This is a genomic window from Emticicia soli (genome assembly GCF_037860775.1).
GTDB lineage: Bacteria > Bacteroidota > Bacteroidia > Cytophagales > Spirosomataceae > Emticicia > Emticicia soli.
In genome coordinates, this window is sequence record NZ_JBBEWC010000001.1 from 339,504 (window position 1) to 361,226 (window position 21,723).

At 39.1% G+C, this 21,723-nt stretch carries 19 protein-coding genes; 12 read left to right on the plus strand and 7 right to left on the minus strand.

The genetic code is table 11. The features are described 5' to 3' along the window. Positions 1–17: 17 nt before the first annotated feature. Positions 18–1,022 carry a hypothetical protein gene (locus WAE64_RS01485; protein ID WP_340233687.1) on the plus strand — a complete coding sequence of 335 codons (1,005 nt, stop codon included), beginning with the start codon at positions 18–20 and terminating at the stop codon, positions 1,020–1,022. A gap of 95 nt (positions 1,023–1,117) precedes the next feature. Here the strand turns inward: WAE64_RS01485 and WAE64_RS01490 are convergent, their stop codons facing one another. Continuing rightward, the gene (locus WAE64_RS01490; RefSeq protein WP_340233689.1) at positions 1,118–2,098 is read right to left on the minus strand and encodes an acyl-ACP desaturase; all 981 of its coding nucleotides are present in this window, start codon (positions 2,096–2,098) and stop codon (positions 1,118–1,120) included. A gap of 134 nt (positions 2,099–2,232) precedes the next feature. On the opposite strand from WAE64_RS01490, the gene WAE64_RS01495 reads away from it, so the two are divergent. Then, a complete protein-coding gene (locus tag WAE64_RS01495; RefSeq protein ID WP_340233697.1) occupies positions 2,233–2,979 on the plus strand; it encodes a lysophospholipid acyltransferase family protein in 747 nt (248 codons plus the stop codon). 76 nt (positions 2,980–3,055) lie between these two features. Here WAE64_RS01495 and fabD read toward each other — a convergent pair whose 3' ends face one another. Together fabD and WAE64_RS01505 are read right to left on the minus strand one after the other, a co-directional pair. Continuing rightward, positions 3,056–3,949 (minus strand): ACP S-malonyltransferase, encoded by an 894-nt coding sequence (fabD, locus tag WAE64_RS01500; RefSeq protein WP_340233701.1) that lies wholly within the window; start codon positions 3,947–3,949, stop codon positions 3,056–3,058. A gap of 26 nt (positions 3,950–3,975) precedes the next feature. After that, positions 3,976–4,521, minus strand: coding sequence for an SPOR domain-containing protein (locus WAE64_RS01505; RefSeq protein WP_340233703.1), 546 nt, complete (start codon positions 4,519–4,521; stop codon positions 3,976–3,978). 258 nt (positions 4,522–4,779) lie between these two features. On the opposite strand from WAE64_RS01505, the gene WAE64_RS01510 reads away from it, so the two are divergent. Beyond that, a complete protein-coding gene (locus tag WAE64_RS01510) occupies positions 4,780–5,169 on the plus strand; it encodes a hypothetical protein (RefSeq protein ID WP_340233705.1) in 390 nt (129 codons plus the stop codon). Between the two features lie 85 nt (positions 5,170–5,254). Here the strand turns inward: WAE64_RS01510 and WAE64_RS01515 are convergent, their stop codons facing one another. Continuing rightward, a complete protein-coding gene (locus tag WAE64_RS01515; RefSeq protein ID WP_340233707.1) occupies positions 5,255–6,883 on the minus strand; it encodes an NADP-dependent glyceraldehyde-3-phosphate dehydrogenase in 1,629 nt (542 codons plus the stop codon). Positions 6,884–7,172: 289 nt separating this feature from the next. Here WAE64_RS01515 and WAE64_RS01520 point away from each other — a divergent pair, with 289 nt between their 5' ends. From WAE64_RS01520 to WAE64_RS01530, 3 genes are read left to right on the plus strand one after another with little or no spacing between them, the layout of a single operon-like run. Continuing rightward, entirely contained in the window at positions 7,173–8,015 is an 843-nt protein-coding gene (locus WAE64_RS01520) for a 1-acyl-sn-glycerol-3-phosphate acyltransferase (RefSeq protein ID WP_340233709.1), read from the plus strand. Positions 8,016–8,043: 28 nt separating this feature from the next. Continuing rightward, complete coding sequence (locus tag WAE64_RS01525; protein WP_340233711.1) at positions 8,044–8,778, plus strand: ribonuclease H-like domain-containing protein; 735 nt, start codon at positions 8,044–8,046, stop codon at positions 8,776–8,778. A 20-nt stretch (positions 8,779–8,798) separates the two neighbouring features. Continuing rightward, positions 8,799–9,260, plus strand: coding sequence for a protein-disulfide reductase DsbD domain-containing protein (locus tag WAE64_RS01530; protein ID WP_340233713.1), 462 nt, complete (start codon positions 8,799–8,801; stop codon positions 9,258–9,260). 78 nt (positions 9,261–9,338) lie between these two features. Here WAE64_RS01530 and nagB read toward each other — a convergent pair whose 3' ends face one another. Further along, a complete protein-coding gene (nagB, locus tag WAE64_RS01535; RefSeq protein ID WP_340233715.1) occupies positions 9,339–11,261 on the minus strand; it encodes a glucosamine-6-phosphate deaminase in 1,923 nt (640 codons plus the stop codon). A gap of 175 nt (positions 11,262–11,436) precedes the next feature. After that, positions 11,437–12,330 carry a PIG-L family deacetylase gene (locus WAE64_RS01540; protein ID WP_340233717.1) on the minus strand — a complete coding sequence of 298 codons (894 nt, stop codon included), beginning with the start codon at positions 12,328–12,330 and terminating at the stop codon, positions 11,437–11,439. Positions 12,331–12,744: 414 nt separating this feature from the next. On the opposite strand from WAE64_RS01540, the gene WAE64_RS01545 reads away from it, so the two are divergent. Then, complete coding sequence (locus tag WAE64_RS01545; protein WP_340233719.1) at positions 12,745–13,038, plus strand: putative quinol monooxygenase; 294 nt, start codon at positions 12,745–12,747, stop codon at positions 13,036–13,038. Between the two features lie 45 nt (positions 13,039–13,083). Then, complete coding sequence (locus WAE64_RS01550) at positions 13,084–13,296, plus strand: hypothetical protein (protein WP_340233721.1); 213 nt, start codon at positions 13,084–13,086, stop codon at positions 13,294–13,296. A gap of 4 nt (positions 13,297–13,300) precedes the next feature. On the opposite strand, the gene WAE64_RS01555 is transcribed toward WAE64_RS01550, so the two are convergent. Then, positions 13,301–14,164: an AraC family transcriptional regulator gene (locus WAE64_RS01555; RefSeq protein ID WP_340233723.1), complete on the minus strand. Its 864-nt coding sequence runs from the start codon at positions 14,162–14,164 to the stop codon at positions 13,301–13,303. 290 nt (positions 14,165–14,454) lie between these two features. Here WAE64_RS01555 and WAE64_RS01560 point away from each other — a divergent pair, with 290 nt between their 5' ends. The 4 genes from WAE64_RS01560 to WAE64_RS01575 all read left to right on the plus strand — a co-directional run bounded on the left by WAE64_RS01560 (position 14,455) and on the right by WAE64_RS01575 (position 21,680). Beyond that, positions 14,455–17,493, plus strand: coding sequence for a SusC/RagA family TonB-linked outer membrane protein (locus tag WAE64_RS01560; RefSeq protein ID WP_340234319.1), 3,039 nt, complete (start codon positions 14,455–14,457; stop codon positions 17,491–17,493). An 85-nt stretch (positions 17,494–17,578) separates the two neighbouring features. Then, positions 17,579–19,216, plus strand: coding sequence for a RagB/SusD family nutrient uptake outer membrane protein (locus tag WAE64_RS01565; protein WP_379977772.1), 1,638 nt, complete (start codon positions 17,579–17,581; stop codon positions 19,214–19,216). Between the two features lie 108 nt (positions 19,217–19,324). Next, complete coding sequence (locus WAE64_RS01570; RefSeq protein WP_340233727.1) at positions 19,325–20,215, plus strand: sugar phosphate isomerase/epimerase family protein; 891 nt, start codon at positions 19,325–19,327, stop codon at positions 20,213–20,215. Between the two features lie 115 nt (positions 20,216–20,330). Then, on the plus strand, positions 20,331–21,680 hold the full coding sequence (locus WAE64_RS01575) for a 3-keto-disaccharide hydrolase (protein WP_340233729.1): 1,350 nt from the start codon (positions 20,331–20,333) through the stop codon (positions 21,678–21,680). Positions 21,681–21,723: the final 43 nt, after the last annotated feature.

Sequence of the window (21,723 nt, forward strand, 5' to 3'; positions counted from 1 at the left end):
AAATTTATCTACATAATATGCTTAGAATTTTGTTTTTGATTTGTATTTCGTCAGTAGCTGTTGCACAAGGCATCAAGCAAAATGTGGTTGGAGATTGGATAAAAGACGAAATCCGCCTAAGAGACGGAAGCCCGATTTTAGATAATAGTATGAAGAGCATCCAACTGCGCTATATCTTTGATAGAAATGGAAACTCACGAGTTGTATATGATGGTAAAACTGCTGATAGACCTTATCGTATAAAAAACGATACACTATCTATCGGGAACGATACTTTTTATAAGATTGAAGAAGTGAGTGATATTAAGATGGTTTTGCAGCAAATTACAGCAGAGTCAGCAAATACTGACCTGAAAATAGTATTGACTCCTGCGCATTTGTATTATGTTGGTTTTATGCCAGAAAAATATCGTACTAAAGGCGGTGATACTATTTACGTATTTAAACCAAACTATCTGGAGCCTTTCTTTATGGATCCGGCGGCAAATGCAAGCCAGTATATCTCTGAAAACTTTGATTTTCCGGAGTACAGAACTGGTGATTTTTATACTCGCTTTATTATCACAAAAACAGGCGAGGTAAAAGGTATTGAGATTCTGAGAAGTACCAATGAGCGCTATAACAATAAACTGATAGCAGCTATCAAAAGCAGTGAAGGCAAATGGAAACCTGGTATGTGGGATGGCCAACCTGTAAACGTAGAGGTAATGATGGGCTTTGATTTGGGCTGGACAGAAAAGAATGCCAGTTCAGAAGTTTCAGACGAAGATAAAGCACAGGAATCAAACGAGTTTCTAGAAGAAGGGAAGTATTTTCTTACTTTAAAAAACTACAACGAGGCTATAAGAAACTACACCTGGAGCCTTGAGAAAAACCCACTGAATATTGATGCATATTATGGTAGAGCAAGTGCCTATGCCATGAAAAAAGATACCAAAAAAATGTGTGAAGATTTACTACAACTCAAAAATCTGAATCAGGCTAAGGGAATAGAACTTTGGAATAAGTTCTGCAATAAATAATTTAGTGATTGAGTGAATGAGCGATTTAGTGATAAAAAACACTTATGAAAACTTTAATCACTCATTCACTAAATCACCCAATCACGCAATGATGTTTACGAAGCAATCCAACTGAATTCGTATTCTAAAGTAGGAACTTTCGTACGCTCGGCAACTCTTCTCAAGCGGGCTGGTAGAGCCATTAAATAATCTCGGGCACGCTCACCTGCATCATTAAGGTTTGATATACCTGCTATTTTCCACTCGTCTAAAAGCGACTCCATGATTTCAATGTAGTCTATAGTGGTATATACACCCAAACGCTGTGCTGCATCAGAGAAATGAGAAAATGTCTGCCCGATTTTCACACCCGATTCACGCAAGAAGTGCGCAGGCATTACAATTTTCTTTTTCATCATATCTTCAAAAGCCAGCATCATTTCTGATGGGTCAACTTCAAAAATATTACTTATAAAAGTCTTGTAGGCTTTAGCATGGCGCATTTCGTCAGAAGCAATTACACCACACATTTTAGACAAAGTATTGTTGTTGTATTTCTTTGCCAATGTGGCCGTACGGCGGTGCGAAATATTAGTGGCTAATTCCTGAAACGATGTATACACAAAGTTACGGTATGGGTCTCGGCCTGTGCCAATATCAAAGCCATCGGCAATAAGATACTGGGTTGAAGTTTCCATTGCCCTCATGTTTACACGACCCGACAGATACAAAAACTTGTTCAGCAGGTCGCCGTGGCGATTTTCTTCTGCTGTCCAGCCACGCACCCATTTTGCCCAACCATTTGGCTCATCTACCTGGTCTATCCCTACCACATCAACCAACCACGACTCATACGTAGGTAAGGCTTCTTCGGTTATTGTATCGCCAATTAAAACCGCTATATAATCATAAGGCAATTCTCGGGCATTCTCTTGCAGAAGTTTTACTTCTTGAAAAAAATTTTCGTTTGTTGCATCAGGAAGAAAGTCTGAGGGTTGCCAATTAGTCTCGATAGGTTTCAGAAATTCATCGAAAAAATAATCAATTTTTTGCCCGACAAACTTCATTACCTCTAATCTTAAATTGGATAATTCCATGATAATATCTTTTAAAGCTCTTTTATTTATAAAAACGTTACAAGGTACATCTTATTTAGCTAAAAACAGTAAAATATTGGCTTAATTTGTGAATTAGCGCATTTTCTGCCTATTTTTGTAGAAAAAAAAACTTCATGAAAAAAATTCTGGATTATATACTTAGTGTTATTTATTTACTATATTTTGGACTATTATTAGTTGTTTTTCATGTAGTTCAGGTGATTGCTTTCAATGTTTTTGGCAAAAAGGCTCATAAAAAATCGGTTGATGTCTTTAACCTTATGCTCTCGACAAGTTATTATCTGACTGGTTCAACAGTTAAATATACACAATTAGAAGAATATCCAACAGATAGACCCATTGTTTTTATTGCTAATCATCAGAGTACTTTCGATATTCCGGCTATCATCTGGTACCTAAGAAAACACCAGCCCATTTTTGTATCTAAGATAGAATTGGCCAAAGGAATTCCGAGTATTTCGTATAATCTACGAAAAAGCGGCGCAGCACTGATTGACCGAAAAGACGGCAAACAGGCAGTATCAGAAATTCTGAAACTAAGTAAATACATTCAGGAAAATAATTTTTCGGCTGTTATCTTCCCAGAGGGAACACGCTCACGCACTGAAGAAATGAAACCTTTTGCCGAAGGAGGTATTTCAGCCTTATTAAAAAGAGCACCCAACGCATTAGTAGTGCCAATTGCTATACAAGGTACTCGCAAGTTTAACCCCACAAATGGTATGTTTCCGCTGACGTCTTTCTCAAAATTATCCTGGACAGCCCTAAAAAGCATTGAGCCTAAAGGCAAAACTACCAAAGAAATTGCCGACCAGGCAAGAGACGCAATAGCAGAAGTATTGAATGCCAAAATGAAGTGATTTAACCTTATCAAATCGATATAAACAAAAACAGACGTAAGCAACTTACGTCTGTTTTTGTTTGCATACTATATTATTACAAAGCCGCACCAGCAGTTTCGGCTTGTGGAGCAATTTTCTTCACTAAACCTTGTAGTACTTTACCCGGGCCGCACTCTACAAATTTGGTTGCGCCATCGGCTACCATGTTTTGAACCGATTGTGTCCAACGTACAGGGGCCGTTAATTGGGCTATCAGATTAGCTTTAATGGTTTCAACATCTGTTGATGGTGAAGCATTTACGTTCTGATAGATTGGGCACGAAGGTGTTGAAAACGTAGTGTTTTCAATAGCCTTTGCTAGTTCTTCACGAGCAGGCTCCATAAATGGCGAGTGGAAAGCTCCACCAACCTGTAATACCAATGCTCTTTTGGCTCCGGCAGCTTTCAGCTCTTCGCAGGCAATATTTATGCCCGGCACGCTTCCTGAAATAACCAACTGGCCAGGGCAGTTATAATTAGCAGCAACTACAATATTTTCAGTCGATTTCTCTGAAATAGCTGCACAAATATCTTCTACTACTTTATCATCAAGGTTAAGAATAGCAGCCATTGTTGATGGCGTAAGCTCACAAGCTCGTTGCATGGCATCGGCTCTTTGGGCAACCAGTTTAAGGCCATCTTCAAAAGACAAAGCCCCTGCTGCTACTAATGCCGAAAACTCACCTAATGAGTGTCCTGCAACCATATCAGGCTTAAAATCAGGGAGATTCAGTGCTAAAGCAACTGAATGCAAAAACACTGCGGGTTGAGTAACATTGGTTTGTTTAAGGTCTTCGTCAGAGCCTTCAAACATAATTTTGGTGATGTCAAAACCGAGTATTTCGTTTGCTTTATCAAAAAGCGCCTTGGCTTGTGGAAAGTTTTCGTACAAGTCTTTGCCCATTCCGCTGAATTGAGCGCCTTGTCCCGGAAAAACGTAAGCTGTCATAAATGATTATTTATCTGTTGGGTTTATTATCGCATTTGCATGCTTTTACGAATATCTATCCGCTCCGGCACAATCATGGCCATCGAATATCGCTGGCGTATGGCACTATAGAATCTTTCTGCATCCATTCGGCTTGTAAAGTCACCTGCTTTTAGGCGATAGGTAGGCTGGCTGAACGAAAGATAGGTGTTCAGGTCAGGAAAATTCTGGTAAATGTACGATTTAGCATCATCTACTTCTTTGCGTTCGTTGCCTACGTACACCTGTATTCTATAACCGGCAGCGTAACGGATGTTTTTGTTATGTACCGACATTGAATCTAAGGCTTTATCAACCTTTTTATTGTCGTTTAAAGGTATTTCATCTTTAACAACATTATAGGTGTTGTCTCTGATAACTTTCCCCTCACGACTATCAATATCAGGCTTTTTTTCGTAAGTTAAGCGGACGGCCGACAAGTCCTCTTCGTAATCTCCCACAAGAGACCCCTTTGTAGGTGTTGATGATCTTTTACAAGAATAAAAAACTCCCGTCAGAAAAAGACAAAATACTATTTTCGGGAAAATATTCATAGGTTTTTGTTTTTAATTGAGGTTTATCTCAAGGAAATTTTTGCCAAAATTATAAAATTATTCTCTTTTCAAGATAAAACCTCTTTAAACTTATTTATGTTTTAACTCAAACGTAAAGGCGGTAGTTATATTTCAGCTATAAAAATGGAGCAGCCTATTCTAAGAACATTAAAGTGTAATATTCATGCCAAAATTTAAGAAAAAGAGTACATTTGAATTTAGAAAAGATAAGATTTGAGCGCAAAAATTATTCAAAATATGAATAGAAATAGCAAATTTTTAAGCCTGATTATTTTTTGCAGTTTGTTTTTTATGTTCTTAATAAGCTGCTCTGAACCTACATTTACTGAGTTTTCTGTTGATGATGTCTCAAAAGAGATGTATTTTATTGATTCTACCTCAGCCATACCAAATATCAATCATCATAATGTTTCAGTAATAATTACAGGCGAAATAGATTCGTCGGCAATAGTGACTTATGCTTCTACTAATCCTGAAAACCACGGATCAGCGAGCTATGAGTTGAAAAGAGGCGTAATAAACATAAAAACACAGTACGATTATTATGCCGGCGATACAATCTGGATAAAGTTTATACCTAAAGGCTCTAAAAGAGGTCATTTAAAGATACGAACACGTATAAACTAGCGCATTACCTGTCGTATAGTTTGAAAACAAGTTTGATTTAAAAGCATAATTATAAAAAATGCCCCGTTGTGGCGGGGCATTTCTCTTAGAAAATATATTTTGTAGAAAGGAAATGTGAGCTGTGCTCTTCTACAATTTCGTTGAAAATCTTCTTATTCTCGGCTGTATCCTTGGTAGCCACTACTGTTCGGATAGAGAATGCTCTCAGCGCATCTTCTACCGAAAGAGTACCTTCTGCCGAGTCTTTTCTTCCGGTAAACGGGAAATTATCCGGCCCACGTTGGCATTGAGCGTTGATATTCACACGGCTTACCTGATTCACCAATGGGTCTATCAGATTAGCAATCTGGTCTGGGTTAGTACCAAAGATACTCACTTGCTGCCCATGTGAAGAATCAATGAGGTATTGAATTGGTTCTTCAACATCATCGAAAGGTACAATCGGAATCAATGGCCCGAATTGCTCTTCTGAATACACCTTCATCTTGCTATTAACAGGGTAAAGCACTGCAGGATAGAAAAATGAATTAACAACTGTACCGCCGCCTTCGTTTACTACCTCAGCACCGTGTGCTTTCGCATCTGCAATACATTCGGTCAGGTAAGCAGGTTTATTTGGTTCAGGCAATGGTGTAAGGTTTACACCTGCTTCCCAAGGCATACCAAATTTTAGTTTTTCTACTTCTTCAGTAAATCTGTTCAAGAATTTCTTGGCAATAGAGCGGTGTACCCATATAATTTTGATGGCTGTACAACGCTGCCCGTTAAATGATAATGAACCTAGAATACACTCTTTAACCGCCAACTCAACATCTGCATTTTTAAGCACAATACCTGCGTTTTTAGCATCTAAACCTAGTACGGCTCTCAAACGGTTTAGTTTAGGGTGCATTTTTTTCAGGTCGTTGGCTACTTTGCTAGAACCAATCAGTGTAAGAATATTTATTTTGCCACTTTGCATAATTGGCGGCACAACGTTTGCCCCACGGCCATAGATAGTATTTACTACGCCTTTCGGGAAACACTCTTTAAACGCCTGCAACATTGGGTAATGCAAAAGCGTACCATGTTTTGGTGGTTTAAAAAGAATGGTATTCCCCATCAGAATTGCCGGAATAAGCGTAGTATATGTTTCGTTGAGCGGATAATTAAACGGCCCCATACAAAGCACTACACCAAACGGTGAGCGGCGTATCTGGCCAATAATGCCCTGCTCAATTTTAAATCTTGAAGAGGCACGGTCAATGTCTTTCAGACAGTCAATGGTATCGTATATATATTCAACAGTACGGTCAAATTCTTTGATAGAGTCAGCCAGCGATTTCCCGATTTCAAACATCAACAGGCTCACAATCTCGCCTTTCTTTTCAAGCATCTTCTTAATGAAGTTTTCCATACAGGCAATACGCTCAGTTACGCTCATAGTTGGCCATTCGCCACGGCCACTATCAAATGCCTTAACGGCTTCATCAAGGGCTTCCATAGCCTCTTTTGTATCTGTAATCGGGAAACTACCGATATACTTACTTTCAAATTTGCCATCTTCGCCCTTTATGTACACAGGCGAATATACATCTTGCGTTGGGCCTGCCCACTGGCGCATTTCACCACCAACTAAATACTCTCTCTGGTGGAGTGGTTGAATCTGATAAGCTTCCGGAATTTGGTCGGCAGACGGGAAGATAGCCGTGATTTTTTCTTGTAGGTTATTCATGATTGTCTCTTTGGCTTGCGAGTAATTTTAAATAATAGTAATCTGTCTACAAATTGCCAGAAAACATCATTTAAACATCCTCTGATGATGTTTTGTTGTAAAACGAAGACGAAATTACAGACACCAATAACAAAACCAAACAGAATTTAATTTTTGTAAAATATTGGACAAAAATCTACTATTAAATGTTAAACAAATACTAAAGTGCCTTAATGTTTGCAGAAAACCATATTTCTTCTGAATTTTGAGGTTCGAACGTATTTTTTAATACCTAAATAGACCTAAAACATTGTTTTACGATATAATTCAACTGCCCGCCCGGTTTCTTTTAAAGTTCTTTATCAAGCGTCTGGAGTTTACAGGTTTAGAAAACCTACCAAAGTCGGGGGCTGTTATTCTGGCTTCCAACCACTCCAATTCTTTCTTTGATGCCGTAATTCTTTGCGCTTATTTTGTGCGTAGAGTATGGTCTTTGGCACGTGGCGATGTATTCAAGAAACCTTTGGCAAAAAAGGTGCTTTCGAGCCTTTATATGATGCCTATGTATAGGTTATCGGAAGGGAAAGAATATCTGGGCGATAACGACGATACTTTTAATAAGTGTATTTCCCTTTTCAAACAGGGCGAAATGGTTTTGATATTCTCAGAGGGACTTTGTACACATCAGACCAAACTTCTTCCACTAAAAAAAGGCACAGGCCGATTGGCACAGAAAGCGTGGGATGACAAGATAGATGTAGTAATAGTACCGATAGGCATTACTTATAATAACTTTAATAAATTTGGTAAAATTGTTAAGGTTAACATAGGCAAGCCTATGCAAAAAGAAGAGTTTCCGCAAGAAGCTACAGAGGGAATGTTTCTGAAAGAGTTTAACCGCATATTAACCGAGAAGCTTAACGCCTTACTTGATACTACACTACCAAAACCAAGTTTCTGGAAAAACCCTTGGTATTATATTGGTTTGGTTATCAATTTTCCGGTTAATGCTTTAGCTACCGGCTTATCCAGAAAACTTACCCGTGGTTCTGTTTTCTTTGATTCTATCACTGCCGGTTTCATGATTTTCGTTTTGCCGATATACTGGATTTTACTGGCTTTATTGATTTACTTTCTTACAAAATTTGTGTAAATTTGTTAGTTAAATACACACAATTCTAATGACAGAAAATACAACAAAGCACCTGAAGAATATTCTTTTTATAGATATTGAAACTGTCTCGCAAGAACCTCACATAGACTTGCTAGATGAACGGATGAAAAAATTGTGGCTCAAAAAAGCAAGCTATCTTCAGAATAACGATAAACTACCTGACGAAGACTTTTACTTGAAGCGTTCGTCGATTCATGCTGAGTTTGGCAAAATTATCTGCATTGGTATTGGTGGTATTTTTTTTGACGATAATCAGGAGCCGACTCTTCGGGTTAAGATGATTCGGGGAGAATCAGAAAAAGAAATTTTAGAGCAGTTCAGGGCTATTCTTGAAAAACACAAGGCCGCCGCAAATCTGATGCTTTGTGCACATAACGGAAAAGAGTTTGATTTTCCGTATATCTGCCGCCGAATGTTGGTCAATGGCATTACACTTCCAAGAATCTTGCAGGTTTCGGGCAAAAAGCCTTGGGAAATCAATCATATTGACACATTAGACTTATGGAAATTTGGCGATTACAAGCACTTTGTACCTTTAGATTTACTGGCTGCCTTGTTTGATATTCCGGGTTCTGAAACAGAAGTGAGCGGCGAGTTAGTTAATAATCTTTATTACGTAGAACACAACCAAGCGAAAATTGAACGCTATTGCGCCGACCAAATTATAGTTTTAACCCAGTTATATATGAAAATGAATAATTGGTCGTTAATCAATGAAAATAACATAGAAGTTCTGTTATAGATTTAATTATTTTAAAGCACATGAAAAAAATCCTTTTTATATTTTTATTTGCCTCGTCGCTGGCAGCATCGGCACAGATTCTTAAACCTGCTAAATGGACATTTACGCCTTCAAAAACTTCGGCTAAAGTAGGCGAAACTATTGATTTGGTGTTTACTGCCAAAATCGATGATAATTGGTATATGTATTCTTCTGAACTGAAAGTTGAAGGGCCATTGCCAACAGCAGCCAATTTTACCAAAAACGATACCTATACATTGGTAGGTAAACTAGTACCTGTAAAACCGAAAGAGAAATTTGATGATATATGGGGCGGGAAAGTACAATACTTTGAGCACGAAGCCAAGTTTATTCAGAAAGTGAAAATCACAAAGGCTAACCCTGTAATTGAGGGCAAAATAGAATGCCAGACTTGTACAACCAAAGATGGCAAATGTGTACCTAACAAAGATAAATTCAAGTTTGATGTAAAGACTATCTAAGCAATAGCTTAGTATATTGATACTAAAAAAGTCGTTTGAGGCTCTCAAACGACTTTTTTATTTATCATATTCAGCTTATCAGAATTTCCATCTAACAAAAGCTTCCATTGCTTCGTATTCGGCCAGGCCAAGTTTATTATAAAGGTTGGCTGTACCTCTGTTGCGCTCTTCGGCACGTTGCCAGAATTCGCGTGCATCGGTACCCTGAAACACCACACCATCTTTTTGCGATTGGTGTTTAAAGATACCCATACGTTTTTGAAGCACCTGGTCAGGCGACATTGGTACTGCCATTTCAATTTCATGAATATCCCACTCAGCCCATGCACCACGGTATAACCATACCCAACAATCTTTCATGAAGTTTTTGTGTTTCAAGCCTTCAATAGCTGCAAAAATAGCATCTAAACAAACCTTGTGTGTACCATGTGGGTCGGCAAGGTCTCCGGCTGCATATACTTGATGAGGTTTTACTTCTTCTATCAGGTCGGCAACAACTTTTACGTCTTCTGCCCCTAGTGCTTTTTTCTCGATACGACCGGTTTCATAGAAAGGCATATCAAGGAAATGTACGTTTTCTTCCGGAATACCTACAAAACGACAAGTAGCTTTGGCTTCACCTCTACGAATCAAGCCTTTTACGTATCTTACTGCCGGGGTATCAATATCACTATCTTTTTTGTTTTTCAAAAACTCTTTCGCTTCGTCAAATAATGCACGGGTTTCTTTGTTTTCGATACCAAATTTATGGTTAAAGTCTACTACGAAATCAATAAAGCGAATCGCCTCATCGTCAGCAACGGCAATATTACCCGAAGTCTGGTAGCCAATGTGTACATCGTGCCCTTGGTCAACCAACCGTTGGAACGTACCACCCATCGAAATAATATCATCATCAGGGTGAGGACTAAAGATAATTACACGTTTTTTAGCAGGTAAAGCTCTTTCAGGGCGATTGGTATCATCGGCATTAGGTTTGCCACCCGGCCAGCCCGAAATAGTATGTTGTAATTGATTAAATACATCAATGTTAATTTCATAAGCCTGCCCGTGTTGTGCTAGCAAATCACTTAAACCATTGTCGTTATAATCTTTATTGGTAAGTTTCAAAATCGGAATACCCAAAGAAAGCGAAAGTGTTGTAACAGCTTTTTTCACCATTTTGCTTGTCCACTCCACATCTTCTACCAACCAAGGCGTTTTCATACGGGTTAGCTCTGATGCCGCTCTTTCGTCAATTACAAATAATGCGTTTGCATGGGTTTGTAAGTAAGAAGCAGGTACAGATTCGGTTACTCGGCCCTCAACTGCTTCGGCAATTACAGGCGCTTTTCTTTCACCCCATGCCAATAGTACTACTCTTTTGGCATTCAGAATTTTAGAAACACCAAGGGTGATTGCTTTTTTAGGTACTTTTACAAGGCTACCGCCAAAGTCTGAAGCTGCTGCTACACGTGTTGAGTGGTCGAGCATCATCAGACGTGTTCTTGAGTTAATCAATGAGCCAGGTTCGTTGAAACCAATATGACCATTGGCACCGATACCGAGCAACTGAAAATCAAGCCCACCCATTGCATCTATCTTTCTCTCATATTCATCACTAAAATCTTTTACTTTACTGGCAGGAACAGTACCATCAGGTATGAAATAGTTTTCTTTCGGAATATCAACCTTATCAAAAAGCTGCTCTTTCATGAAACGAACATAACTTTGCAAAGAGTCTGGTTCCATTGGGAAGTACTCATCAAGGTTGAAAGAAACTACATTTTTGAAGCTCAGCCCTTCTTCTTTATGCATTCTTACTAATTCGGCATAAACCGACTTAGGAGACGAGCCAGTAGCCAGGCCCAGAATACATTGTTTACCTTGTTTTTGTTTTTCCCGAATCAAATCGGCAATTTCTTGGGCAACGGCTTTAGATGCCTCTTTTGAGTCTTTAAAAAGTTTGGTTGGAATCTTCTCGTAAGCAATAGGTTCATTTGTGATAATATGCTGTTCCATTATGATTGTAGTTTTGTTTATAGGCAATAAACGCAGGAAATTTTGGCAAATTTAAGGCTTTTCTTCTTACCAAAACACTTTTTTGAATAACAAAAAAGGGGGTTTTTAAAAAATTTTAAAAATGTAAAACCGACACTTATTATTAGTAAAATGCTTTAGCTAATCTAATATCTACTCATTTAGTAGGAAAACCACTGTTTTTGAGTTGTTCGAAAAACGTTTTGGTTTTTTCGAGATTCTGCTCACCATTAATATTAAAGTACCAGAAAGTCTCTAAATCGCCACGATGCATGGCGGCATTCATATCGCCACTTTGCGATTTATGGCAGGCTTTTACCCAGTCGGCTACTATCATATAGCTATGCTTGTTGTTTTCGCCAAAGCCATACGAGCGGTCGAAATAAAATACAGGAGCTTTCTCCAGAATCTTTGTTTCGGCATAGCCCTCAAGTTCAGAAAAACGGAAAGAATAGTCTTTACTTGCCGAGCGCCCACCTAATACAATTGGCTTATTTGAGTCTTTGGCTCGTTGAGCAGCCCGTAGTGCCATAATAGATGCCGTTTTGTGGTGTGCATGCTGGCCGGCATCTGGCACAAGGCAAAAAATAAAGTCGTATTTACCTTGTTCAAGAATCTTATCAAGTTTTCGTTCACAATAAGCCATATCCCAGCGCTCGCCTGATAAAAACGGCTCAGGGTTCATCTGATAAAAATCATCAATCTGGTCGAAGAAATAAAAATTACGGATACCCATTACTTCGCCTGAGCAAAGCATTTCTTTTTTTCTGATTAAAGGCAGGTATGTTCTTCCGGTGGCAGAGTCAGTCATGTTTTTACCATAATAGCTCGAAGCTACCAAGCCATTGTACCCGCCCGAACCATCGGTTATCAGAGCTAGATCGACAGTACCTTTCATTTCACGGGTAATTTTAAATAGCGTTACCGGAAACATGGTTTCATCGTCAGGGTGAGCCGTTATGACTAAAACTTTAGGGCCTTGTGCACAGACTTGCTGACCAAAAAACACAAGTAACAAAACAAAGCACAGGGCATGCGTAGCTTTTTTCATAGCTTATATATAATAGGTTAAAGAGTTTGCCTGTTTAGTACCATCATTCAAAGCCAAAAACTGTCAGAGATATACTCTTACAGCCCGTCAATCAATTCTTAACTTTCGGTGGCTTTGGCTATCTATCAATTTCGAACTATAGGTATTCAAACAATTAATAATCAAGTATAAGCAAATTTTACAAAGGGAGCAAAATTAAGGCAAGTAATAAATACTTACTTTATTGCTCTCGAGATTTATTTTAAAAGCTATACCTACCTATTGCTATATTTCTAATACGGCAACCAACTCACATTCAGGCTATCGACACATACATATTCTCAAATAATTGTTTAGATGACGGGTTTGGAAACCTCTTGTAGCTTTGCCGCAGGAGGCTTTAGTTTTTTTGTATATTTGTAAAAAACATTACTAATGCTTATACGCTACGTAAAAATGACCTTTCATAAAGAGAAAGTGTCTGATTTTTTAGAGATTTTCGAGCAATCAAAAGAACATATAAGAGCTATGGAGGGCTGCCGGCATCTTGAACTGATGCGTGATATAAACCAACCTGAGATTTTTATGACCCACAGCCATTGGCTTTCTGAAAATGATTTGAATAATTACAGAGAATCGGAGCTTTTTAGAGATACATGGTCTAAAACCAAAGTCTTGTTTGCAGACAAACCACTGGCTTTTTCGGTAGAAAGTGTGCTTGTGGTGTAATTTTTGCCGTGATTTTTTCGTTCAGATTAAAAATATACTAACCAAATGAAAAAACTAGCAGTACTCTTTCTTATAAGCATTTTAGCAATTACACCCGAGTTTTCGCAAGCAGCAACGTTTGGTAGCGAAACTACCGTTAGCGTAAAAAAAGAAACAGGGAAAGGCCGCAGAAAGAAAAGTGGTTCTTACCGTAAGAAAAAAGGCTTTATGTGGGGTTTGTTTAAAGGCAAAAACCAATGTGATTGCCCTAAACATTAATATTCTATTCCAGAAACTTGGTACGGTAAGTAAGTGGAGTTATTTTTTTGATAGCCTTAAACTGCCTGTTAAAGTTTGAAAGATTATTAAAACCACTCTCGAAAGATATTTCGGCAACACTCATTTTATCGGCCATTAGTAGTTTACAGGCGTGCTCAATACGTATTTCGGCAAGAAATTGCGAGAAAGTACGGCGTGTGCGTTTCTTGAAGTATCTACTAAAGGCCGACTCGCTCATGTTGGCCAGCTCTGCTACATCGCTCAACTGAATTTCTTCCTGATACTTCTGCATCACATACGCAAATACCTTATTCATACGGGCAGAGTCTACCTCGTTGCGTAATGAGATTGGGTTTGTAGTTAAATCTTGTTTGTCTTCACTTTCGCACAAAATAGTCAGAATCGAAATCATCTCCAGTAACCTGCTCATACCTGTAAGGTTTGGTAGATTCTTAAACTTAGGCTCTACCTTCTGAACCGTTTTCGCGCCAAAAGACAAGCCTCTTTTAGAGCGTTCAAGCAAAGCTTTGATTGCCTGGCTCTCTGGAATCTCCAGAAATTTATCTCCTAAAAAGTCTTCTAAAAAATGTATTACTAAAGAGCGAGCCTTTAAACCAGAGTCTTTAACGTAAAACTCTTCATCATTTCGGTAATAATGTGGCAAATAAGAGCCAATCATACATAAGTCGCCTGGGCCGTAGTCAGTAATACTACTGCCGACAAATTTCTTTCCGGTGCTTTCTAAAATAAGTACAATTTCGTACTCGGGGTGGTAATGCCAGGGTGTTGCAAAGTAAGGACACTCCTGCACAAAAAGATTAAATGAGTAATCGGCAGGGTTTGATATTTTCAGTAATTGAGGTTTCATTTCTTTGGTCGCTATTATTTCCTGTTCAGTCTATACTCTATCTCATTTGATAGCTAGCTTTAAAAACGTGTAAATATAATGTCAAATTTGATTAACACTACGATTTATTAACCAAATGTTTACATAAGTTGTCAAAAAAATATTAGAAAATGACTAAATTTTAGTGGTAAAAGCCTATATCAATCCCTAATTTTGTAACTATTCCAATAATAAATTTTCATTTTTTTAGCGGATAAACCTAGTTTTATATTAACCTCATTCTATCTTGTATGAAACAATTACTACAAAAAATGATGTTTGTGTTTGCTATGCTCTTAAGCTGGCAGTTTACACAAGCCCAGACCCGAAGTGTTTCGGGAACAGTTTCTGACGCAAGCGGCTCTGCTCTCCCAGGCGTTAGTGTTACAGTAAAAGGTACTACCCAGGGCGCAATTACAGACGCCTCAGGCAAATTTTCGCTTCAAGCCAAAAACAATGCTGTTTTAGTATTCAGTTACATCGGCTACAAGGCGCAAGAAATTAACATTGGTTCTAAAACAACAGTTAATGCCTCTTTAGAAGAAGATGCAGCTGCTCTAAGCGAAGTAATTGTGGTAGGTTATGGTTCGCAGAAAAAGAGCCAGACAACCGGTGCAATTTCACAGGTATCAGCCAAACAAATTCAGGAAATGCCAATTACCAGCTTAGGCCAAGCAATGCAAGGCCGTGTTGCCGGGGTTGATGTTTCTCAGTCTGGTTCAAGACCGGGTTCAGTACCAAAGATTTTGATTCGTGGCCGTCGTTCGTTCAACGCCGGAAACGACCCTTTGTATGTTGTTGACGGGATTCCATTATCTGCGGGTTACGAAGACCTTAACCCGAGCGATGTACAATCGATGGAAGTATTGAAAGATGCAACTGCAACAGCCATCTATGGTGCCAGAGGTGCCAATGGTGTTGTACTTGTAACAACCAAAAGAGGTGCCGTAAAAGGCAAAACAACTGTAAGTTTTGATACTTATGGCGGGGTTTCAACACCATTAGACAAGATACAATTGTTTAGCGGTCCTGAATTTTTAGAGTATGTAAGAGAAGCTTACCGTGCTACTAACCTTTATAAAGATGCTAACGGTAACCCGGTACCAACAGGTGTAGGTGATGCCGCTGCCGATGCTAAAGTAGCCGTATTAGGTGGCGACCCAGCAGTTGCCAGAGGTATTGCCAATGGAACAAACACCGATTGGCAGGACTTACTCCTACGCAATGGTGTAATGCAAAACCACTCATTGGGTATCCAAGGCGGAAACGATAAAACACAGTTTTATATCTCAGGGGGTTATTTCCAGGATAAAGGTATTACTGCAGGTTTAGATTATACGCGTATGTCGTTGAGAGTTAACATTGACCATAATATTAACAATCGCCTGAAAGTTGGTATTTCGTCTTATACGATGTATAGCATCAGAAACGGCGAAAATCTGAATCCTTATGGGATGACCATTCAACAAAACCCGTTGGCCGAGCCTTATGATGCAAATGGTAATATTATTTTCTCGCCAACCAACGATGCCTTGTTGACAAACCCACTGGCTGAGATTGTACCGGGTGCACAAGTAGACGAAACAAAAAAATACCGTTTGTTTAATAGTTTATATGCTGAGGTTAAGATTATTGAAGGTCTAAAATACCGTGTAAACTTTGGCCCTGACTTCACTATTTCAAGATGGGGACGTTTCATTGGTGCAGCAACCAATGCTCGTAAATTGGGAGACCCTCAAGCATCGGCACAAAACAATATTGGCTTTAACTGGACGCTTGAAAATATTGTGAGTTATAACAAAACATTTAAGGCAAAACACAACCTTGGTGTTACTTTGCTACACTCACTACAAAGAGACAATTTTGAAGTTTATAGAACCGATGTGCAGGGTGTACCGGCAGAATCACAACAGTTTTATAACTTAGGAAATGCAAGCTCGGTATTAGCAGTAGGTAGTGGTCTTACTCAGTGGACAATCAACTCTTACATGGCTCGTGTTAACTACGACTTCAACGATAAATACTTGTTAACAGCTACTTTACGCCGTGATGGTTCGAGCCGATTTGGTGCTAACACTAAATATGGTAACTTCCCAGGTATAGCTGTTGGTTGGAATATCAGCAACGAACCTTTCTTGAAACCAGTTGCATGGATTGACATGTTGAAACTAAGAGCTGGTTGGGGTGTGGTAGGTAACCAAGGTGTTGCTCCTTACCAAACACAAGGTTTACTTACAAGAACTGCCTATGCATGGGGTAGCGTTGCCGCATTTGGCTACAGACCAAGTACGATTGGTAACCCTGACTTGAAATGGGAGTCTTCGGCTACTGCAAACATTGGTTTAGATTTCAGTTTCTTATCAGGAAGAATCCAGGGTTCATTAGAATTGTATGAAACCAATACTACTGACCTTCTATTGTCTGACCAATTACCAGGTTCAATCGGTTTTGGTTCTGTAACAAGAAACGTTGGCCAGACACGTAACAAAGGTATTGAGTTGGGTTTCACAACAGTAAACGTAAATACACCGGGTGGTTTCAAATGGACAACCGACTTTACATTTACTAAAAACAAAGAAGAAATCGTCTCATTGTATAATGGTAAAGTTGATGACCTAGGAAACCGTTGGTTTATCGGACAGCCTTTGAACTCTTACTTTGATTTCAAGAAAGTAGGTATCTGGCAAAGTAACGAGGCTGATCTTGCGAAATCGTTCGGTAGTGAGGTTGGGCAAATCAGAGTACAAGACACAAATGGCGATGGCAAAATCACTGCTGCTGACCGTGTATTACTAGGCTCAGACATTCCGAATTTCAGTGCAGGATTTACAACCAGATTCGAATACAAAGGCTTTGACTTATCGGCTTTCTTGTTTGGTCGTTTTGGCAACATGATTGTGAGTGGTTTCCACCAAGACAGAAATCAGCTAGCTGGTCGCTACCAACAAATCAAGGTTGATTACTGGACACCAAACAACCCAACCAACGAATTCCCTCGTCCGAAAAGCACGCAAGAGTTCCCTGTTTACAATACTACTTTGATTTACTATGACGGTACATTCGTTAAATTAAGAAACATCAATTTTGGTTATACTTTCTCACCAAAAATTGCAAGAAAACTAGGAATGGAATCATTACGCTTGTTCACAAGTATTCAACAGCCTAAAATCTGGTCGGTATACCGTGACAAATACAATGGTATTGACCCTGAGGCAACTATTACATCGTCAGGTAACGGTACAACCTCAGTTAGCTCAAACGTTGTGCCAGCTACTTCGGTTACCACCTTTGGTTTGAACGTAAGATTCTAAGTTGGAAATAATTTACAGTGATCCTAAAAATTTTAAGAATATGAAATTTCAAAATATATTAAAGCCAATTAAAGTCTTGGGCGTAATGTCAATACTCTTGACAACCCAGTCTTGTAAAGATTTGTTGGACGAAAAAGTGGTATCAGGTATCGGCAACGATTACATGAATACTGCCAAGGGTTTTGAAGATGCCACCAAATCGGCTTATTCAGCACTCAGATACTTTTATGGTACGCAACAAGGTTTAACCTTAACAGAGTATGGTACAGATATTTATGCTACCGGAGCCGATGGCGGTTACAAGGGTTTCCATTTCTATGACACTCAGATGCAACCAACTGTTGATTATCTGATTAACACATGGGATGAGCTTTATCGTGGTATTAATACTTGTAATGCCGTAATTGAGAGAGCTCCTAAAGCTGCCGTGCCAGATGCTACTAAGAAACTAAGAGTGGCAGAGGCTAAATTCTTAAGAGCGCATTATTACTATATTCTGCATCAACAATGGGGTGGCGTAGATTTAAGATTGAGCGAAACTTTGGTTCCAACTAAAGATACAAAAAGAGCCTCTGATGCCGAAATGTTTACTGCTATCATAAAGGATTTAAATGAAGCAATAGCAGATTTAGAAGCCAAAGGACACTCTTCTGATTATGGTCGTGCAACAAAAGCTTCTGCTGAGGCACTTTTAGCTAAAGTCTATTTGGTTAAAGCTTATTCAAGTGCGAAAGCTGCCGATGATTTCTCAAAAGCTGCTCAGCTTTGCAATAACGTTATCAATAATTATGGTTTTAAATTATTAGATGATTTTGCAAGTGTATTCGATGAAAATAACCAGGTAAACAGCGAGGTAGTATTTGCAGTACAGTACACGTCAGACCCATTGACTAACCTTACCAATAACACAGGTGCTGTAAATGGAGGAAATAACCTACACTTGTTTTTTGGTATGCAGTATGACGTACAACCGGGTATGAAACGTGATGTGTTCTATGGCCGTCCGTTCAAACGTTTACGTCCTACGCCATATTTATTGAATACTGTTTTTGCAGATAGAACGAATGACTCTCGTTATAAAAAGACTTTCAGAGATACATGGTTGAGCAATAACCCTGGTTCTAACCTGAATGCTTCTTTTGATAATTCAAAAACCAAACTTACTTTCGCAGCCGGAGATACAGCTATCTTTATTCCGGGCTATGAAATGTCGGTAGAAGAACGTGCCAAGAAAAAATATCAGGTGCTTGTACCAAGCAGATATGACGAGGCATTGTTTCCAACATTAATGAAGTTTTTTGACACTAAACGCCCAGACTTAACTTATGAAGCTGGTAGCCGTGATTTCTTTGTATTTCGTTTAGCAGATATATATCTGATGCTTGCCGAAGCACAATTAAAAGCCGGAAACGTAGCAGAAGCAACAAAAGCATTCAATATGGTGCGTTATAGAGCCGGTTGGCCGGGTAAAAAAGATGCTATGCTAATTACTGATGCTCAGATGACCTTCGAAATGATTATAGAAGAAAGAGCAAGAGAGTTGGCAGGTGAGCAAATGCGTTGGTTAGACCTGAAACGTTGGGGTTTGTTAGTAGAAAGAGTAAAACAACATAACCCACAAGCAGCAGGAAATATTGCAGACCGCCACTATGTGCGCCCAATTCCACAGACACAAATTGATAGGTCAACAAAAGGAGCATTTGCGCAAAATCCAGGATTTTAATTAGTTTTGTTTCATCATAGTACACAGGAGAGGCTCCTTCATTTCAAGGAGACCTCTCTTTTTAAGTTTTAGCAAATTCTTTTTTTTCATAATAAACAATTCAACCCCATGAACCGCAGAGACTTTCTAACTCAGGCGTCGCTACTGACCGCATCTTCACTAATTTCTTTTGAGAGCCTGGCCGCTGCAAAAGCAAAACACAAAATGGCTTACTCGGCTATTACCTGGAGTGGTAACGACCTTGTAGCCATCAAAGAAATTGCAGCTTTGGGTTTTAAGGGTATTCAGCTAAGAGCAAATACCTACGCACCTTTTAAAGACAAACCAAAAGACTTAAAAGACGTATTAGACCAGAATAAACTGGCATTAGTTATGTTTTCGAGCGGAAACGTTGGCATAGCTGATGATATTTCGAAAGATATTGAGACCCACCTGAACCATGCAAAATTTGTAAAGGCATTAGGCGGAAAATCTTTACAGATTACAAACGTTTCTCGCCCCAAAGACAGGCTCCCGACAACAGAAGAGTTAAAGAAATATGCAAAAAATATGTCGGAAGTAGCCAAACAAGTATTAAACGAAACGGGTGTTCAACCGGCTTGGCACAACCACATGCACCAACTAGGCGAAACCCCTGAAGAAGTAGATATTATTATCGAAAACATGGACACTAAATACATTAAGCTGGAGCTTGATGTAGCACATTATACACAAGGAGGCGGAAATCCGGCTGAAGCTATTCTTAAGTATAAAGATATTCTTCATGCTACGCACATAAAAGATACCAAAGTTGCAGATACCAAATCGGGTTATCAATTTGTTGAGTTAGGACAAGGACGTGTTGATTTTCCGGCCATTTTTAAAGCATTAGAAAAAGTAAAATTCAACGGTTGGAATATAATAGAACTTGATTCGGTACCTGTAAAAGGACGAACCGCACTAGAGAGCGGCCAAACCAGCAAAAAATACCTTGACTCGATAAATATTAAATTTGCCTAACCACAAACGGCTTGTTTATCATATTTTAGGAATTTTTAGCCAAATAGATATTAGACTGGTAAATGCCTAAGTCGTAATTTTGAATAAAATTTATTCAAACCCTATTCATACCTAAATGAAAAAAGTAATAATCGTTTTTCTGTTTGTACATTCGTTTCTCTACACCGCTACAGCACAGAAATGGACAAGTCTTTTCAACGGGAAAGACCTGAAAGGCTGGAAGCAGCTAAATGGCAAGGCTAAATACACCATCGAAAATGGTGAGATAGTGGGTACTACTGTGGCCGATACGCCTAATTCTTTTCTTGCAACAGAGAAAGATTATGGCGATTTCATCTTGGAATTAGAACTGAAAGTCGATAACTCGATGAACTCAGGCATACAATTCCGTAGTTTGTCAAAACCTGATTACAAAGATGGGCGTGTGCATGGGTATCAGATGGAGATTGACCCTTCAGACCGTGCGTGGTCTGGTGGTATCTACGACGAAGCCCGCCGTGACTGGTTGTATATTCCAAATGCCAACCCTGAAGGTAAAAAAGCTTTCAAGAAAGGCGAATGGAACAAGTACCGCATTGAGGCTATCGGCAATATTATTCGTACCTGGGTAAATGGTGTACCTGTAGCTTATCTGGTTGACGACGTAACTGCTAAAGGCTTTATTGCCCTGCAAGTACACGCAATTGGTAAAAACGACCAGCCAGGTAAACAGATTCGTTGGAGAAACATTAAAATCCAGACAGAGAACCTGAAACCTAGCCCTGCCGACGAAACACCTGTGGTAAACTTGTTATTAAACAACTTATCGCCGCAAGAGCAGGCACAAGGCTTCAAGTTACTTTTCAACGGTAAAGATTTTACAGGTTGGAGAGGTGTTCACCAAACCAAAATGCCAGATAAACACTGGAGCGTTGTAGACGGTACAATCAACGTAAGCCCTTCTGATGGTTCGGAAACAGGCAACGATATTGTAACAGACCAACAATTTGGTGCTTTTGAACTAACTTTTGAGTTTAAACTAACCGAAGGTGCCAACTCAGGCTTGAAGTATTTTGTAGACGAAAGTTTTGATTCAGGCGGGAAATCAGGAATCGGGCTTGAATACCAAGTACTAGACGATGAGCGCCACCCTGATGCCAAAATGGGTGCAGTTGGTAACCGTACACTGGCAAGTTTGTATGATTTAATACCATCTTATAAATTAGACAAGCGTTTCCAACGTAAAATCGGAGACTGGAATCAGGCTCGTTTGGTTGTGTATCCAAACAACATTGTTCAGCACTGGCTAAATGGCTTCAAAGTATTGGAATACGAAAGAAAAAGCAATATTTTCAATGCGCTAGTAGCCCGAAGTAAATATGCGAAGTATAATAACTTTGGGGCAGGTGATAAAGGCAACATCTTATTGCAAGACCACGGCAATAATGTTTCGTTTAAAAACCTGAAAATCCGGGAATTAAAATAATTGTATAAAACACTAACATCTGTTACAAATATTCAATCCAATA